The following is a 14,959-nucleotide window of genomic DNA, read 5'->3' as shown; positions in this document are numbered from 1 at the left end:
CTTGGGAAGCCTGTTGAGTCCTTTCCCCATTCACACGCGAACGCGGCCGAAACTCTCCAACTTCTTGAGCGGGCGCGAAACGTTTGGCGTGGCACGGCCGATGAGTTGGCCCAGTTGTTCCAGCGAGACGCAGGTTTCTCCTCATGGATGACGCGCAACAACTCTCGATTGCCTGCCGACAAAAGCCGGGCCGGATGGTCAGTGTTGGCACGACCTGCAACCGGCAGTTTACAATCTGCGCTCCTGCCTGAATGACGGTATCCTGCACCCCGTCGCGGATCAGCCGGACCTCTGACCGCCAGCTCCGTTCCGACCTTGAGCAGTGTGGAAAGGCCAGCGGCCTTCATCACACCCCATCAATGATAGTCGACGCCATGCTCAAGCCGGCGTAACCGCTGGCATCTCCGCCCGGCAGGCGCGCCAGAGGATCAGGCGATGCCATACAAAGAGCACCCTGCGCTGGCCAAAGGTCACGCCGTCACCATATTGACCGATGATGCGGGTTCCTTGCGTGATCAGGAGCAGCGCGCCTGGCTGGAAGAGCACATTGCTCAGGCGCGCGGCTTCTTCCTCGGCACGGGGTCGCTCTTCCTCGGGATCGATTGCGGGCGTGGTGAGCGACCCCAGCACGAAGATCGGTCGCATTTCGCCCTGCACGACCCCGTGCGAGAAAACGACATAGACGCGTCGACCATCGTCGAAGACGGAAACCAACCGTCATGGCGGGCTGTCTCCCTGCACCTGGAATCCGTAACGACGGTTCCGCGCCGCTTCGGCTGGGCTAACCGACTGCGGGAACGGCTCGGCGCCAGCCTGCGGGTGGCGCTGGTGGGACATGCAGCGGTCGGTGCTGACCCTCGGTCAAAGACGCGAGCGGCGGCGTCAGCGGCAGCGCGGCTGATCCGCAAGGTGCGCAGCGGCGTCGGCTTGGTGCAGCCCCCGGACACAGCCACCGCCCTTGACCTGCTGAGCGAGAAAGAGAGCACCATCATCAATTTGCAGGCGCTGAACGCTTGCGTGCGCGACAGTTGGCAGCTGGCCCATGCTGCGGCGGTGACCGATGGGGCGCGGGCGCATTGCCGCGCCCCGGACCCTGGGACCTCAAGGAGAAATATGACCTGATCATCCCCGAGGTCTACGGCCCGGACCGGATACGGCTCGACGGGCCGCTCACCGACTTCTGGGTGCTGAACTGGTCGCGGGGCGGCGACCAGCTTACGCAGATCGCCCCTGTCACGCTATCGGACCGCATCGACTTGCTCAGCGTCATCATGAAAAGCCCCGCCCCCTTTTATCAGCGCACGGGAGGAGGCTTCGAGCCGAAAGGCAATACGCCGGATCCCACCGCCTATCTGGACGCCATGCAAGGCGTGCGGGTCTGCGAGGTTTCCGGTCGCATCGATCTCGACGCCATAGTGTCCGCAGGCCGGGACCTTTTCCATGGTTGAGACCTGCCATGCCTTTCCAATACCGGGGCCTACGCCCTGTGGAAAAGCGTGCCTTCGGCCCTACGGTCTTGGGCGATGACCGACGATGGCGTGCGACAGGCCCGCGAATCCTGCACGACAGGCTGAGTGATCCTGGTCTGACGCCGGCGCCGGTGATCCTCTGTTCGTGGCAACTTCGGGCCTGGCAGACAGCAGACACCCTGATCGAAACGCTGCGTGCCCTGGGCCGCGAGATCGCTGAGCTGCGCAAGACCTTTACGCTGGCTGAACGCGAGCTGGGCTCCACCGCCAACCTGCCCGTCGCGCAGATCGAACAAGCCCTCACCTCCGATTGCCATCTCTCGGACCAGGGCGTCGAGCCCTTGAACCGCGCGGTCCTGCACATGGTTGGAGGCCACGTGAACAACCACGCAGCCCAACGCCTGCTGGCAAAGCAGGAACTTCTGCACCTGTAAGGCGGCGTCACGCTCGACCGCGCCTCGCGTGCGTTCGAACGGCTGGAGGGGATCGGCGCCGGCGCGACCTTGATTTTTCCCTCTGGAGATGTGATTGGTCTGAGCCGTGACCACCCGCGTGCCAAGCACTTTGCCCCGGAGCGGATGATGACCCACTGACGGCATGGCAAGGACCTGAGCATGAGCACCGACAAGCGTTTCTCTCAAGAGTCCCTGCAGGATGCGAAGACGATCAAGACATTGCTGACCGCGCTGCCCAAGGGCGTCGCAAAGGGTGAGATCTCCCTTGGTGACGAGGACGATCTTCTACTGATGCAGACGGCCGGGCGGATGCCCCTGCGGCTGCAGGGCGAGCGTCTGGATGGCCGTTGCACCGTAAGCCTGCGCGTCAGCTGGACCGACCCCGAGACACCGCAAACCAGCACAACCGGCAGGCCGCGCATCTGAAGTTGAGGCTGGCGACATGCTGGATCCGCCTGCATCGCAAACGCGACACGCGCAAGAAACCAGGCGCCCCTGATTTGCGGTGCCCCGCAGGATTTAGAAGACCATGGCCATTATTTCCCTGACCTCCATCCCTGCCCGGTTCTCCGGCCTGTCCGAAACCTTGGCCTCCCTGTTGCGCCAGACGGTCGAAGTCGACGAGATCAGGCTGCATATCCCGCAGGCCTACAGACGGTTCCCGGACTGGGACGGCACGCTGCCCGACGTTCCGAAGGGCGTCCGCGTGATCCGCACGGAGGATGACCTGGGACCGGCGTCCAAGGCGCTGCATGCGGTTCGCGACCTGCAAGGAACGTCCACGCCGATCCTGTTCTGCGACGATGACCGGATCTATCCGCAAGGCTGGGCCAAAGGCTTGCTGAAGGCCCATGCGGAGAAACCCGACTGCTGCATCGCCGTCTACGGGCGTCACTTGCACAAGATTCTGAAGACGGAGCCACTCCCCTTGCCCGGGCCGCGCGCCAAGGTCGGCAAGGAGTACTTCGACCCCGCCTACCGATGGGAACGCACCCTGCAGAGGCTCCGGGAGCGCCGCGCGACACCGCTCGGGCCACGCCCGAGCCGTCGCCCCGTCGCGCAGCCCGGCTACAGTGAAGTCCTGCTGGGGTATGCAGGTGTCCTGGTGCTGCCGGAGTTCTTTGACGAGACCGCCTTCGACATTCCTCACGATGTCTGGATGGTGGATGACATCTGGCTGTCGGGACAGCTTGCCCAACGCAATGTACCGATCTGGCTGCCGAAACGGCAACCGGTCTGCCTGCGCGCGACCAACGATCCGGTCGCAGCGCTGCGCGACAGCGTGTTCGACGGGGCGGACAGGGATTGCTCGAACCGACGGGCCATCGCGTATTTTCAGCAGACCTACGGGATATGGCAGGCCACCCCAGCTGACGAAAGGCGATCCGTTCCGGGAAAACGCTGACCAGTGTCCTTCGCCCGCTGCCCCGAAATCATGGACCGTCGTCTTGGCCGCATGCGCGGAAACTGACGCCAACCTCCCGCGGGTGCGATTGGCCCTTCATGCGGCGACGCTGAACCGATCGGCCAAATCGTAAACAAAGCGCTACAGGGTCACCTTCCCCCATGTAGGACTCCGCCGCTTGTCGCGTGCGATCGATTTTATATTTGGGGACTACCACCATAACCGACCTGAACATTTCGGGCGTCGTCGGCGGATCTTTGTCCGGCGGCACGCCGAAGACCGCCGATCTGACCGCCCTCATCGATATTGCCCACCTGTCTACCTACAAGCTGGGCGCCGCCAACAATGATGGCGGCAGCGACGGCGAAGAAGTCACGCTCTCGGGGCCGCCGTCGCGGGCCAGAAGAGCTACGTTGCCACCGAAGCCCCGATGTTCAACGCCTTCTTCGGCTTTGCCCCGGACTTTACCTCCGACGCGGTCGCGATCAACGGCGACGACGCGGTCGAGCTGTTCAGGGATGGCTCAGTGAACGACGTCTTCGGCGACATATATACCGACGGCACCGGTCAGGCGTGAGAGCCTCTCGACGGCTGAGCCTACCGCGTGGACGGCCCCGGCCCGGACGGGTCGACCCGGCGCGGCCCACGAGACCGGTGGATTTCACGCTGGAGCTGCTGCATTTCGCTGCGCGGAAAGCCAACACCGCTGCCGTGTGCGACGCGCCGCGTCTGTCAGCCGTGCTGAATGACCTGCGCGCACAGGATCTGGGCGCAAACGGGATCGCCGACAATACGCTGACCCTTTCGTCCGGTGACGTGATCTTGCCGGGCGTTTTCCTTGGCGCATCCGAGGACATCTTCGGCTCCGCGGGCATCGGAGATATCCAGATCCAGAACGAGTTGGGCGTTCAGGCCATGGCGCTGGAGAACCGCGAATGCGATCAGAACACCGACGTTCTGGCCGCGGCCATTCTCCGCGACCTGTGAGTTCACCGCCCTCACAGGCACCGATCTGGACGGCGCGGACTTTGCCTACATGTCCACCAACTTCGACTTCAGCACCTATGCCAACATGGCACCGCTTGCCGTGGACGGCCGCCAAGCTCCGATGGGCAACGTCGTCAGTTCTTCAATGGTGATCGACGTGAACGCCGAGTTGATCGGCAGCGTGGGTGCGGCCACGCCGGCGCCGGGCCGAATATCCTCGCCCGGTGACATCGCCATCTCGCCGTCTTGGACGTCCGGCACGCCGACAGCCGACAGCCGACAGCCGACAGCCGACAGCCGAGGAACTCGATACGCTGGCCGCCGATGTCCATCCCCAGGTGGATGCCAACACCGACACGAACAAGGTCGTCCGGCTGGCGCACATGCAGCTTATCGGCATCGAGCAGGAGCTGGCCGCGCACCTCTCTGAAGTCGATATGATCGTAGCGGGCGGATCCACCACGCGCCTCTTCGACGAGACTGACGTGCTGCGCGCTGGTGACAGCGATCAGGGCACCTACCCGATCATCGTGCGCACCGCCGACGGCTCATACAAGTACGTCGGACGCCTTGTGATGAACTTCGACGCAGACGGCCAAATCATTGCCGACAGCGACGACCCAACCGTCTCCGGTCCCCATGCCAGGAACGAGGCGGGCGTTGCGGCGTTGTAGGCCAAAGCCATTGTTGACCCGGAATTTCAGGTCATCGCGGATACCATTGAGACGCAGATCTTCGCGACCGAAGGCGACATGTTCGGCGTGTCGGACGTGTCCCTCAGCTGCAACCGCAACGGCACTTACACCGACGACGATCCCGACGGCTTGCGCACACGTGAAACCAACCTTGGCAACCTGACAGCGGACGCCAACTTTGCGGCGGCACAGGCGGTCGATGCCTCCGTCGTCGTCTCGATCAAGAACGGAGGCGGCGACCGCGACTATCAGGATGTGACCTTCACCGTCACTGTTCCGGATGATGTCCTCGCGGTCCGACCCGGGTGCTGCCCGCTCTCACAGCCCCGGTCGCATGGTCGGGGCTGTTTGCGTTTGCCTTCGTTCGGGAAAGGGCGCGCTCGCCACTCAACCGCTTTGTGCCACAAAGCTAAGTGGCACGAAAAAAGGCAGTACGTTCCCGCCTTCTGATCTGGCCAGCAGCGATGCTAGGTCAGGAGGACGGAGCGACGCCATTTCGCTTCAGGCTATCCGCAGCGACGGAAAAAAGGCAGACGCGCGGTCTTGAGCAGAGCACTGTCGGCTGCAAAGAGATCCGCATAATGGAGGATCATGATCTCCGGGTCAGGGCCACGCACCGGGGCATTCGTTGCATGTGTCGCGACGGCGGCGACGATGGCTTCGCCCAACCCGAGTTCGGCAAGCAGTAACGCCCCCAGAACACCATGCGGAATGCGCGCCGCAACAGGCGTCTGAAGATCGTTCCCTTCGCGCATTTCCATCAGAAGCGGCTTGTCCAAGTCGTGCAGCAATAGAACGGCAAGAAGGGTCTGCCGGTTGACCTGCCACCCCCAGCGTTCCGCCGCCACGGACATCAACGCCAGCCCGGCTTCGGTGACATCGTTGGTGTGGTCGACCAAGCTCGTCCCGGAACCGTAAGAGAAAGGCACATCGACGATCCGCTCAAATGTGGACGAGGCAAGCACCGAGACCCAGGCGGTCACCAGGGCGGTTTGCAGCGCAGGCTCCAGCTCCGCGGCGCGGGGAAAGGCCTCGAGCATCTGCCGCGTCTGGCGCGTGTCGGGCTTGACGATTTGGTAGCTTTTCATTTCGCAGGTATCCTGTTCAGATGTTGGCATGAAGAAAGAAACTTCCCAAAGTTCGCCCCCAGGTTCCCCCGCTGCGGACGAGAGGCCGGAGCACTCCGAGAGCACTGGAGACCAGACGCTGGAAGGACGGATCTATCGCGCCTACCCCGAGCTTACGCGCTCTGAACAACGGCTGGCGGATGTGCTGCTCGAGCATCAGATGGACCTGCCGATCTACACGGCCGCCGAGCTTGCCGCGCGGGCGAACGTCTCCAAGAGCACCGCGGCCCGGCTGATCCGCGCACTTGGCTACCGCAGCTATCCGGAGGCCAAGCGGGCGATCCGAAACGAGCAGTTCTGGGGCTCGCCGCAGGGCGGCCTCGGACGCGCGGAACACCCGCAGGAGGCTTCGTCCAAGCGGATGATGGAGGATGACCTTGAAAACATCCGCCTGACCCTGACCGCCATCCCGGAGGCGCGGATGGCCGAAGCGGCCCGGGATATCGCCACCGCGCGCCGCGTGTGGATCATCGGGCTGCGCAGCGGACAAGGGCTCGGCCTGCACATCGGGCATTATCTCACGCTGATCCGCGGCGACGTGCATATGATGCAATTCGGGGCGGGTTCCCTGTCTCATGATGTCGGCAGCCTTGCAGAAGGGGATCTTTTGCTGGTGATCGCCTTCCGGCGGAGACCCAAGGTGCTGGTCGAACTTCTTGAGGCGGCACGCGATGCGGGCGCACGCACTTTGCTGATCTCCGATCTCTCCGCAGGTGCGAGCGCAAGGGCAGCCGACATCACGCTGCGCTGTCGGACACAAAGCCCCGCCCCTTTCAATACGTTCACGGCCGCGGTCACGCTCATAAACTGTCTGGCGTGGCAAGTTCACGCGATGATGGGCGATGCGGCAATCGCGCGTTATCGCCGCATCGACCAATTGGTGCGCAAGCTCGACGACGTCTCGACTCCGCAGCCGAGGGAATGACGCCGCAGGCCCGTTCAGCGCAAAAGGCGTGCACGCGAGGGGCGCGCCCGGACGCCGCTGCGCGAGGTACTTGCGCCGAGGCGCGCAAGCCTCCCGGCCAATCCGATGGCCGCGCCAACGTCCTCCACCACCGGCAGACCATGCTGTGCTTCGAGATCGCGGGCAAAGTCAGCCATGCCGGCACAGCCCGGCACGATGCTTTCCGCGCCCCGATCTTTGGCTTCGACGATAAGATCGGTTATCTTCTGTACGGCACCGGTCTGAGGGTCATGCAGCGCGAGCACGGGGATATCGCAAACCAGAACCGCGCGGCACCGGCTGGAAAATCCGTAGCGAAAAACATTGTCTTCGAGCACCGGCACGGAGCGTGACAACGTTGTGATGACGGCAAAGCTATGGCCCACCAGCGACGCGACGTGCATCGCCGCCTCGCCGATGCCGACGACTGGTCCATTGAGAAGCGCACGCGCCGCGTCCAGCCCGGTGTCGTCGAAACAGGTGGTCACATGGGCCTTGGCTCTCAGCCTCGCGCATCCGCGTCAGCATTTGCGGCACCGCGAGCGCGCCGTCGACCGGGCCCTGAATGGCATCAGGGCCGCTGGCCGACTGACCGGCCACCATCTCGACATCCGGGTCGGCGACGGCACGGGCCGCACACGCTACACGCTCCGTCATCGATGCAGTCGCATTGGATTTGTCACTGTAACGCGGATCATGCGGGCAAGCTCCCGGCCATCGTGCGGGTCGGCGCGTCGTCGATGAGAGCGTCGTAGGAGATCTGGCCATCGGTCAGATGGCCGTCGGCGATGCCCCGTTGCCAGCGCGCATATGATGCCCCGCCGATTTGCGGCGTCGTCCACATCCCACAGGCGCGGTAGGTGTCGACAACCTGAACGGCGATGCCGGGATCCACCTTCGGGAAGGTCCGTGCGAGAAAGTCACTGAAGCTGCTGGCTGCATGGGCGTTGACCCAGTCCATTCCACGCGCCAACGCGCGTGAGAAGCGCGCTGGCCGGGTGTCATCGGGCGAAAGGCCTTCGGTGTAGTAGACGCTCCAGGGAATGTCGCCGCCGTCTTGGGCGAAAACCGCTGCCACGGCCCCCCGGCCTGCCGCCTGATAGGCAAGCGCGCCGGGCAGGTCGATCAGCAGGAAATCCCCATACCGCCGGCGAAACAGGCCTGAAGAATCCCGCCATCAAGGTCCTGAACGTAATTGACCGACTTCGGGTCTATGCCGGCCTCGCGCAGCATCATCTTGAGGTAGAGGCCCACGCTGGCGCCATTGGATCCTTTCATCAGCACGGTCTTGCCAACCAAAGCGGCGGCATTGAAGGCCTCCGCCGATGTGCGCCCGACCAGTGCCAACGGCGCACGGTTTGAAACCTGGGCGAAAGGCACGAGCCGCCGGCCGCGTCCGTGGAACATCGACGGCACCCATATGCCACCAAGAGCCGCCTCGGCCGTGCCGTCGCGGATGTGATCTAGAACCAGGTCCCAAGGGCGTGGCACCACCTCCGATACGTCCAACCCTTCATCGCGGAAGAACCCCCGCTCCTCGGCGAGGTAATGGGGCAGGTAATTGAGGCTATGGCCGGTGGCTGAAACAAGGAAGCGTTCCATCTTGGTCTCCTTCGATATATCAGGCAATTGCAGCGACCCGGGTGTCGTCGTGCCTTGACGCAATGCGCTGTCCGGTCGGCTTGTCGAACCAGCAGGCATCTTCGTCCGCGTAGTCCAGCGAACAGGCATCCCCATGCGACAGTCCGGGATGCCCCGGCATCCGGACAAAGACCAGATCCTCGGTCGAGATACTGTCGCCCGCGTCGGCAAGGCCCAGCCGGCAACCCATGATCGTCTCTGCCCCCAGACGCTCGATCACTGCCACGCGCGCGGGAAGACGGCCGGCTTTCTCGGGGCGCAGTTCCAGCTTTTCCGGGCGGATGCCGAAAATGGCCTTTGTTTCGCCCACCGGTTTCTGACCGGAGTGTGTCCAGGTGATGCCTTCCCCGGCGGTCAGGTCCTTGCCGTTCAATTGGACCGGAAGCAGGTTCATCGGCGGGGCGCCCACGAACTTGGCGACGAAGGTATTGGCTGGCTCGTCATAGATCTCGTCGGGCGTGCCGATCTGCTGTATGGTGCCGCCGTTCATCACCACAATTCGGGTTGCCATTGTCATCGCCTCGACTTGGTCGTGGGTGACGTAAACGAAGGTCTTCTTCACCTTCTGGTGCAGCGTCGTGATCTCTGACCGCATCTGGGTGCGCAGCTTGGCATCAAGGTTCGACAGCGGCTCGTCCAGAAGGTAGAGCGAGGGATCGCGCACCAGCGACCGGGCCAGCGCGACCCGCTGGCGCTGGCCGCCGGACAGGCTGCCGGGACGGCGGTCCAGCAACGGCGTAAGTTCCAGCTGCTCGGCCATTTTATCTACGGCGGCCTTCACTTCCGGACGCTTCATCACCTGCCAGCGGTGGATGGTGTTGACGATCGGAATATGATGCCACTTGCGGAAATGATCCATCACCAGCGGAAAGGCGATGTTGCTGCGCACCGTCATATGCGGATACAGCGCGTAGCTCTGGAAGACGAAGGCAACGCCGCGCTGCTTTGGCGTCCAGTCGTTGGCGAGCTTCCCGTCGAACAGCATTTCGCCGCCCGAAATTTCGGCCAAGCCCGCTATCATCCGCAGCAGCGTGGACTTGCCGCAGCCCGACGGCCCGAGAAGGACAAGAAATTCGCCATCCTCGACGGTTGCGTTGAAACGGCGGATGACAGTGTTGGTCCCGAAGGTTTTCGAGATACCTTTGAAGTCTATCTTGGGCATTGGATCATCCCTTGACTGCGCCGGAGGTCAGGCCTGCGACGATCTTGCGTTGCACGAGGAGGAAGAAGACCACGGCGGGAATGGAGAACATCAGCGCTGTGCCCATAACGGCGGAGAGCGGCGTTTCATATTCGCCGATAAAGCTGGCCAGGCCGACTGCGGCGGGCCACAGGTCCGGGTCCATCAGGAAGGTCACGGCGAACAGGAATTCGTTCCAGCCTCCGAAGAAACAGATCACAGCCGCAGCAGCGAGGCTGGGCGCGATGAGCGGGAAGACGATGAAAGACAGGATGCCCAGCCGTGGACAGCCGTCGATGATGGCGGATTCCTCGATCTCGTAGGGGATCGCGTCGATGGCCCCCTTCAGGATGAAGGCCGCGACAGGCAGCGAGAAACCGACATTGGCCAGAATCACCCCCCAGAGGCTGTTCAGCAGCCCCAAAGAGATAAACATCGCATAGAGCGGCACCACCAGCAGCGCCTCGGGGATCACCTGTGTCATGAACATCAGGAACCCAATCGCGCCACGGCCGTGGAACTTGAACCGCGACAGTGCGTAGCCGAGGACAGATCCCAGCATCAGGCTGAGGAAGGTGTTTCCAAGCGCGATGATGGCCGTGTTGGACATCCAGCGCAGAATAGGCACCTCGGCGAGGGCGGAGAACAGGTCTGGCAGGTTGGACAGCTGCGGATACGGCACCTGCCCGGTGTTAAAAAGCTGCGTGTCGGTGCCAAGCGCGGTGGTGGCCATCCAGTAGATCGGAAAGCCGGCAAAGGTCACGAGAACCGCGATCAAAATCACACGCAGCAAGACAAAGAGAGGGTTGGTTTTCATTTCAACATCACCAATGCGCGGCGGCGCTCGACAAGAAAGTGGATCGAGGCGACCAATAGGGCGAGGATCAGACCGACGACCCCGTAGGCGGAGGCAAGGCCCAGCTCGAAATCTTCGAAGGCGGTGAGGCGAAGCTGGACGACAAGGGTCGATGTGGACCCGATCGGGCCGCCCCCGGTCAGCAGATATATCACCTCGAACCGGCGGATCGACCAAACCGCAACCAGCAACGCCACCACCTGCATGGTCGGCATGATGCATGGAAGGGTCACATTGCGGAACACGTTGAGCGCATCGGCACCATCGATGCGGGCGGCCTCCCGCACCTCTTCGGGCACCGATTGCAACGCCGCCATCATGACCAGCATGACGAAAGGCGCGACCTGCCAGATGGTGACGAACATGATGGATGTCAGCGCCCAGTCGACCGAGGTCAACCAGGGAACGCGGCCAAGCCCCAGGGCTTCGGTGATGTCGCTGGCAACGCCCGACTGCCCGTTGAAGATCCACAGCCATACCAGCGTGGCGGCAACGGAGGGCACGGCCCAGCCGAACAGCATGACTGTCCGAAGGATGGCCCGGCCCTTGAACGGTCGATCCAGCGCGACTGCGGAAATCGTTCCAACCAGCACGCCGATGACCACCGTCAGGATCGTGTAGACAATCGTGATGTTGAGCGAAGTGTAGAACTGACTGTCGGAGAACAGGTCCTGGTAGTTTTCGAGGCCGATGTAATCGCCCGCGGTCGGGTTCATCAAACGCGTGTCGGTGAAGCTCATCCAGACTTGCTGGATGAGCGGGCCGAAGACGAAGAGCGTCATGTAGGCCAGTGGGACCGCAACGAACGCGTAAGGGACCAGACGCGGCAGCAGCCGACCCCGAAAAAGCAAAGGAGAAGTCATTGGTCGCGGTCCTTTCACCGAAGGTTTGCGGCTCAGTTGCTGTAGTCGGCGTCGATCTCGGCTTGCGCCTCGCTCAGGGCGTCTTCGGTGGTCGCAGCGTTCAGCAGAACCTTTTCAAGGCCGTTCATCAGCGGACGCATGATCGATTGGGTTTCCATCTCGTAACCCGGAATGAGGGTCGAACGGGAACTCTCCGCCATCTCGGCAAACGTCGTCGCCCAGGGGTTCGCCGTGACGAACTCTTCGGTGACGGGCACATCCGTCGCCAGTGCGTCGGGCCCCGAAGCCGCGCGGAGCGACAGCTGTCCTTCTTCCGAGATCAGCCAGGACAGGAATTCCTTGGCCGCAGCTTGTTCCTCTTCGCTCGACCAGACGTTCACACCGAGAAAGATCTGCTGGTGCGCCCCGGGGTTCGGGAAGGGCAGCGCGGCCGACCCCAGATCGGTGCCCGGCAATGGCCCCCCGGTGGCAATGTTCAGCGAGCCGCCAGAGTTGTCGATCGAAAAGGCCACCTGCTGTTCCTTGAAGCGCGTACGCTGCGTGCTCATCTGGTCGCCGATCGGCATGATGCCACTGCCATAGACCTCCTTGAATGCCTCGAAGGCCTGCGCCATTTCCGGCGTGTCGAAGGTGATATTGCCGTCGTCGTCCACCAGCTCGACTCCGTAGCCATAGGCCCAGTTCAAGAAGTCCTGCGACCAAGGGCTGAATTCATTCATCGAGTGACGGCCGGTGAAGCCGATGGCACCGGTCGCCTCGTTCGCGGCCTTGGCGGCGGCAATCAGACCGTCGACGTCAGTGGGAAGGTCCGCGCCCGTTTTTTCCAGAATGGACTTGTTGAAAATCAGCGCATACACGGCGCGATGCCAGCCAATACCGTAGCGGGTGCCGTCGACAACGGCATTGTCGTTTGTGGCGTTCAGGTTTTCAACGCCTTCGGTCACATCATCCAGCGGGATCAGGAAATCCGCGCCGATCAGGGTAAAGAACAGGTTGTCCTGCGCGATGATGATGTCCGGGCCCTGACGCGCACCCATTTCCGTGATCAGGCGGTCGTTGAATTCGTTGCGAGAAATCGTGTGCTGTTCCAGCTTGATGTTCGGATGGCTTTCTTCGAACTTCTTCACCGAAGCCCACAGTTTCTCGCCCCGCAGCGCGTCAAGCCACTGGGTGTTGGCGATGGTCAGCGTAACCTCGTCCTGAGCGGCGGCCGGGGCCACCGCGCCTGCGATCATTGCGGCGACGGTTGCGCTCGCCAATAGGGTGCGTCGTGTAAGTGTCATCGGAGTGTCCTCTTGTTGGTGCAGTTTGGCGGGGGGGGGCCGGCGTCACGCGGGAACGCGGTGAACGCCCAGGGGCACGTGACAGGACAGATTCTCGGCGCCTGTCTCTGTCACGAGATAGCAATCACCTATGTTCGCACCCGCGGTCAGCGGGTCGAGCCATTGGGAATGCAATACGAATGTCATGCCCTCTTCGAGCGCGTCATGATTGTTCGACTGGATGTTGTAGGGCGGCATCTTGGGCAGGGAGACCGAGTGCCCGACGTTCGGGTTGTGCGGTCCTTTTGTCGCCGGCCAGACATGGTTGAGGCTACGCCCCATCGCCTCCCAGTCCGGGTCGGGGACGTTTTGCTGCGGCACGAGAAGCGGCGCGCCGTCGTCACCAGCGCTCCAGTTGTAGGGCATGGAACGGCTGTCGGCGTCTGTCAGGTAGCCGCGGCGGATATAGGGCTCGAAGGAGGCATTGGCGACGTCAGAGATCAGCGTTCCGGGCTTGACCCGTGCGGCCGCGGCCTCAACGCCCTCCGTGCACATCGCCAGAACGTCTTCCTGCTCCTCCGTGATGTCGCCGACGGCGATCATCCGCGCGATCTGCGCGGTATAGCCGTGATACTGCACCGCCGAGATGTACAAATTGATGATGTCACCCTCTCGAACAACATGCCCGTAGGGTTTGCCGCAATGTGTGCCGTAGGGATTGATACCGATCTGGTAGCCGTCCCCGGTCTCGCCGCCACGGGCCATCTGCGCAAAGGTGAAGGCCGCGTAGATCTCGTGATCGGTCACGCCCGGGCGGATCACGTGATAGGCGGCCTGCATTCCAATGCAGGCCAGCTGGGCCGCTGCGCGCACGATGGCCTGTTCGCCCTTCGAGCGGCGGCGCTGCATGCGGTTGACGATCCCGTGGGCCATTTCGAACCGGCAGCCGGGAAGCACAGTTTTCAGACCAGCCCAATACGGCGCCGACGTTGCGTCACCGATCAGGCCGACTTGCGCCTTTGAAAGGCCCAAGCGGTCGAGATGTTTTGCCGTGGCATCGACAACCCGATCCAGCCCGCGACCCGGACGGTTGTAGGTCTCGCGGCCCCAGGTGCCCACCTGCCAGATGTCGTCGACCAGCACAGGCTCGCCCGCCGGCGGCAGCAAGACCGAACTGGCGAAAATGGTGTAGAGCGCCAACGGCAGGTCGGTGTCCGTGGGAATGAGCAGCATGCCCTCGCGGGCCCAGTCACAGATGTAGCGGAGATAGGAATTCGACGCCTTATACGAGCCGATGCTGTCTGCATGAACCAGAAGAATATCATGCCCTGCTGCGCTGGCCTCCTGCCTGATCCGACGCAAGCGGTCGGCGAACTCGCCTTCTGGCAAGGGCGGCACGGGACGGAATTCGAAATCCGGTTCGAAACCGTCCAGAAGGCGCTCCATCCGGGGCATCGTAGGTGTGGCTGAAGCCAGATTAGTCAGTGTCATGGGCGGGCTCTTCTACGTTTACTGAAGCGCCATTTCAGCGCGGTGTAAGGTCAAGAGCCGCTCACCCCGGTGAACGGTCAAGCAGGAAGGAACCCGCTTTCCAGATCTGCTGAAAATTTAACCATCCGCCGCTTTCACGCAAAATGACGCATTCTCTGCCTCTCATCGGCACAAGAATACCAAACATGAAAATCGTGCTATCACTATGATAGTAATTAACTAAGGCACAGATTCCGACCGTGGGTCAGAAGATCAATTGGCATTTTTCTACAAATTATGGGAGAAAAGTTTCAGGTGTTAAATTAAGCCATGACGTCGCATTGGGCGCTTCGGAAACGACGCGAGATGGAAATCGCCGCTCATGCAACCTCGTCGCTTTCACACTGGACAATGTGATTCCCTGGCGCGCAAGCGGGCGCGAAAAGGCCGTGCACCCGGCCAGCGCGCGCCATTGGGTAAGGTAGAGGACACGGCATGCAGGTGATGACCCGCTGATCGCGCCGCATGACGTCGAGCCGTGAACCAAGCGGCAGAAGCTGGGCAATCGCCTAAGGCCGCGCTGCCGCCCCTGCGGTTCGTAAAGCC

20 protein-coding genes and 1 pseudogene are annotated in these 14,959 nt (G+C 62.6%); 10 read left to right on the top strand and 11 right to left on the bottom strand.

Annotated elements, in window-relative coordinates:
* Positions 1 to 378: 378 nt before the first annotated feature.
* Positions 379 to 645 carry a TrbI/VirB10 family protein gene (locus GGQ68_RS24810; RefSeq protein ID WP_425502938.1) on the bottom strand — a complete coding sequence of 89 codons (267 nt, stop codon included), beginning with the start codon at positions 643 to 645 and terminating at the stop codon, positions 379 to 381.
* 18 nt (positions 646 to 663) lie between these two features.
* On the opposite strand from GGQ68_RS24810, the gene GGQ68_RS24805 reads away from it, so the two are divergent.
* The 7 genes from GGQ68_RS24805 to GGQ68_RS02535 all read left to right on the top strand — a co-directional run bounded on the left by GGQ68_RS24805 (position 664) and on the right by GGQ68_RS02535 (position 4,316).
* Positions 664 to 1,122, top strand: coding sequence for a hypothetical protein (locus GGQ68_RS24805; RefSeq protein WP_425502937.1), 459 nt, complete (start codon positions 664 to 666; stop codon positions 1,120 to 1,122).
* On the top strand, positions 1,077 to 1,448 hold the full coding sequence (locus GGQ68_RS02560) for a hypothetical protein (protein WP_183962821.1): 372 nt from the start codon (positions 1,077 to 1,079) through the stop codon (positions 1,446 to 1,448). Before GGQ68_RS24805 ends, GGQ68_RS02560 begins: the two co-directional genes overlap by 46 nt.
* Positions 1,449 to 1,456: 8 nt before the next feature.
* Positions 1,457 to 1,903, top strand: a complete 447-nt coding sequence (locus GGQ68_RS02555; RefSeq protein ID WP_183962820.1) for a hypothetical protein — start codon at positions 1,457 to 1,459, stop codon at positions 1,901 to 1,903.
* 180 nt (positions 1,904 to 2,083) lie between these two features.
* A complete protein-coding gene (locus tag GGQ68_RS02550; protein ID WP_183962819.1) occupies positions 2,084 to 2,350 on the top strand; it encodes an amphi-Trp domain-containing protein in 267 nt (88 codons plus the stop codon).
* Positions 2,351 to 2,453: 103 nt separating this feature from the next.
* Positions 2,454 to 3,329 carry a glycosyltransferase family A protein gene (locus GGQ68_RS02545; protein ID WP_183962818.1) on the top strand — a complete coding sequence of 292 codons (876 nt, stop codon included), beginning with the start codon at positions 2,454 to 2,456 and terminating at the stop codon, positions 3,327 to 3,329.
* Positions 3,330 to 3,759: 430 nt separating this feature from the next.
* The gene (locus GGQ68_RS02540) at positions 3,760 to 3,906 is read left to right on the top strand and encodes a hypothetical protein (RefSeq protein ID WP_183962817.1); all 147 of its coding nucleotides are present in this window, start codon (positions 3,760 to 3,762) and stop codon (positions 3,904 to 3,906) included.
* Positions 3,907 to 3,983: 77 nt separating this feature from the next.
* Entirely contained in the window at positions 3,984 to 4,316 is a 333-nt protein-coding gene (locus GGQ68_RS02535; RefSeq protein ID WP_183962816.1) for a metallophosphoesterase family protein, read from the top strand.
* Between the two features lie 75 nt (positions 4,317 to 4,391).
* Here the strand turns inward: GGQ68_RS02535 and GGQ68_RS02530 are convergent, their stop codons facing one another.
* Entirely contained in the window at positions 4,392 to 4,553 is a 162-nt protein-coding gene (locus tag GGQ68_RS02530; RefSeq protein ID WP_183962815.1) for a hypothetical protein, read from the bottom strand.
* Here GGQ68_RS02530 and GGQ68_RS02525 point away from each other — a divergent pair.
* Both GGQ68_RS02525 and GGQ68_RS02520 read left to right on the top strand, forming a co-directional pair.
* Positions 4,541 to 4,990 carry a metallophosphoesterase family protein gene (locus GGQ68_RS02525; RefSeq protein ID WP_183962814.1) on the top strand — a complete coding sequence of 150 codons (450 nt, stop codon included), beginning with the start codon at positions 4,541 to 4,543 and terminating at the stop codon, positions 4,988 to 4,990. The two genes, GGQ68_RS02530 and GGQ68_RS02525, sit on opposite strands and share 13 nt — an antisense overlap.
* Positions 4,991 to 5,068: 78 nt before the next feature.
* Entirely contained in the window at positions 5,069 to 5,461 is a 393-nt protein-coding gene (locus tag GGQ68_RS02520; RefSeq protein WP_183962813.1) for a hypothetical protein, read from the top strand.
* 56 nt (positions 5,462 to 5,517) lie between these two features.
* Here GGQ68_RS02520 and GGQ68_RS02515 read toward each other — a convergent pair whose 3' ends face one another.
* Positions 5,518 to 6,099, bottom strand: a complete 582-nt coding sequence (locus GGQ68_RS02515) for an HD domain-containing protein (protein ID WP_183962812.1) — start codon at positions 6,097 to 6,099, stop codon at positions 5,518 to 5,520.
* 28 nt (positions 6,100 to 6,127) lie between these two features.
* Here GGQ68_RS02515 and GGQ68_RS02510 point away from each other — a divergent pair, with 28 nt between their 5' ends.
* On the top strand, positions 6,128 to 7,063 hold the full coding sequence (locus GGQ68_RS02510; protein ID WP_183962811.1) for a MurR/RpiR family transcriptional regulator: 936 nt from the start codon (positions 6,128 to 6,130) through the stop codon (positions 7,061 to 7,063).
* Positions 7,064 to 7,077: 14 nt separating this feature from the next.
* Here GGQ68_RS02510 and GGQ68_RS02505 read toward each other — a convergent pair.
* The 8 genes and pseudogenes from GGQ68_RS02505 to GGQ68_RS02475 all read right to left on the bottom strand — a co-directional run bounded on the left by GGQ68_RS02505 (position 7,078) and on the right by GGQ68_RS02475 (position 14,374).
* Positions 7,078 to 7,738 (bottom strand): annotated as a pseudogene (locus GGQ68_RS02505) (aspartate/glutamate racemase family protein).
* A 37-nt stretch (positions 7,739 to 7,775) separates the two neighbouring features.
* On the bottom strand, positions 7,776 to 8,159 hold the full coding sequence (locus GGQ68_RS24100) for a hypothetical protein (protein WP_221235492.1): 384 nt from the start codon (positions 8,157 to 8,159) through the stop codon (positions 7,776 to 7,778).
* 47 nt (positions 8,160 to 8,206) lie between these two features.
* Entirely contained in the window at positions 8,207 to 8,683 is a 477-nt protein-coding gene (locus GGQ68_RS24095) for an ABC transporter substrate-binding protein (RefSeq protein WP_221235491.1), read from the bottom strand.
* 19 nt (positions 8,684 to 8,702) lie between these two features.
* Positions 8,703 to 9,884: an ABC transporter ATP-binding protein gene (locus GGQ68_RS02495; protein WP_183962810.1), complete on the bottom strand. Its 1,182-nt coding sequence runs from the start codon at positions 9,882 to 9,884 to the stop codon at positions 8,703 to 8,705.
* Positions 9,885 to 9,888: 4 nt separating this feature from the next.
* Positions 9,889 to 10,719 (bottom strand): carbohydrate ABC transporter permease, encoded by an 831-nt coding sequence (locus tag GGQ68_RS02490; protein WP_183962809.1) that lies wholly within the window; start codon positions 10,717 to 10,719, stop codon positions 9,889 to 9,891.
* On the bottom strand, positions 10,716 to 11,621 hold the full coding sequence (locus GGQ68_RS02485) for a carbohydrate ABC transporter permease (RefSeq protein WP_183962808.1): 906 nt from the start codon (positions 11,619 to 11,621) through the stop codon (positions 10,716 to 10,718). The genes GGQ68_RS02490 and GGQ68_RS02485 overlap by 4 nt, the downstream gene beginning before the upstream one ends.
* Positions 11,622 to 11,653: 32 nt before the next feature.
* On the bottom strand, positions 11,654 to 12,904 hold the full coding sequence (locus GGQ68_RS02480; protein WP_183962807.1) for an ABC transporter substrate-binding protein: 1,251 nt from the start codon (positions 12,902 to 12,904) through the stop codon (positions 11,654 to 11,656).
* Between the two features lie 45 nt (positions 12,905 to 12,949).
* Positions 12,950 to 14,374: a M24 family metallopeptidase gene (locus tag GGQ68_RS02475; RefSeq protein ID WP_221235490.1), complete on the bottom strand. Its 1,425-nt coding sequence runs from the start codon at positions 14,372 to 14,374 to the stop codon at positions 12,950 to 12,952.
* Between the last annotated feature and the right edge of the window lie 585 nt (positions 14,375 to 14,959).

The sequence above is a fragment of the Sagittula marina genome, from assembly GCF_014196795.1.
GTDB classification, from domain to species: domain Bacteria; phylum Pseudomonadota; class Alphaproteobacteria; order Rhodobacterales; family Rhodobacteraceae; genus Sagittula; species Sagittula marina.
Note: the sequence above shows the minus strand (reverse complement) of the source record. Positions and strands in the feature narration are given on the sequence as shown.

Coding starts and splice junctions, on each gene's coding strand:
- GGQ68_RS02530 (WP_183962815.1), bottom strand. CDS start 4,553: ATGGCGATGTCACCGGGCGAGGATATTCGGCCCGGCGCCGGCGTGGCC.
- GGQ68_RS02550 (WP_183962819.1), top strand. CDS start 2,084: ATGAGCACCGACAAGCGTTTCTCTCAAGAGTCCCTGCAGGATGCGAAG.
- GGQ68_RS02540 (WP_183962817.1), top strand. CDS start 3,760: ATGTTCAACGCCTTCTTCGGCTTTGCCCCGGACTTTACCTCCGACGCG.
- GGQ68_RS02480 (WP_183962807.1), bottom strand. CDS start 12,904: ATGACACTTACACGACGCACCCTATTGGCGAGCGCAACCGTCGCCGCA.
- GGQ68_RS02515 (WP_183962812.1), bottom strand. CDS start 6,099: ATGAAAAGCTACCAAATCGTCAAGCCCGACACGCGCCAGACGCGGCAG.
- GGQ68_RS02545 (WP_183962818.1), top strand. CDS start 2,454: ATGGCCATTATTTCCCTGACCTCCATCCCTGCCCGGTTCTCCGGCCTG.
- GGQ68_RS02510 (WP_183962811.1), top strand. CDS start 6,128: ATGAAGAAAGAAACTTCCCAAAGTTCGCCCCCAGGTTCCCCCGCTGCG.
- GGQ68_RS02495 (WP_183962810.1), bottom strand. CDS start 9,884: ATGCCCAAGATAGACTTCAAAGGTATCTCGAAAACCTTCGGGACCAAC.
- GGQ68_RS02520 (WP_183962813.1), top strand. CDS start 5,069: ATGTTCGGCGTGTCGGACGTGTCCCTCAGCTGCAACCGCAACGGCACT.
- GGQ68_RS24810 (WP_425502938.1), bottom strand. CDS start 645: ATGCGACCGATCTTCGTGCTGGGGTCGCTCACCACGCCCGCAATCGAT.
- GGQ68_RS02475 (WP_221235490.1), bottom strand. CDS start 14,374: ATGACACTGACTAATCTGGCTTCAGCCACACCTACGATGCCCCGGATG.
- GGQ68_RS24095 (WP_221235491.1), bottom strand. CDS start 8,683: ATGGAACGCTTCCTTGTTTCAGCCACCGGCCATAGCCTCAATTACCTG.
- GGQ68_RS02555 (WP_183962820.1), top strand. CDS start 1,457: ATGCCTTTCCAATACCGGGGCCTACGCCCTGTGGAAAAGCGTGCCTTC.
- GGQ68_RS02490 (WP_183962809.1), bottom strand. CDS start 10,719: ATGAAAACCAACCCTCTCTTTGTCTTGCTGCGTGTGATTTTGATCGCG.
- GGQ68_RS02485 (WP_183962808.1), bottom strand. CDS start 11,621: ATGACTTCTCCTTTGCTTTTTCGGGGTCGGCTGCTGCCGCGTCTGGTC.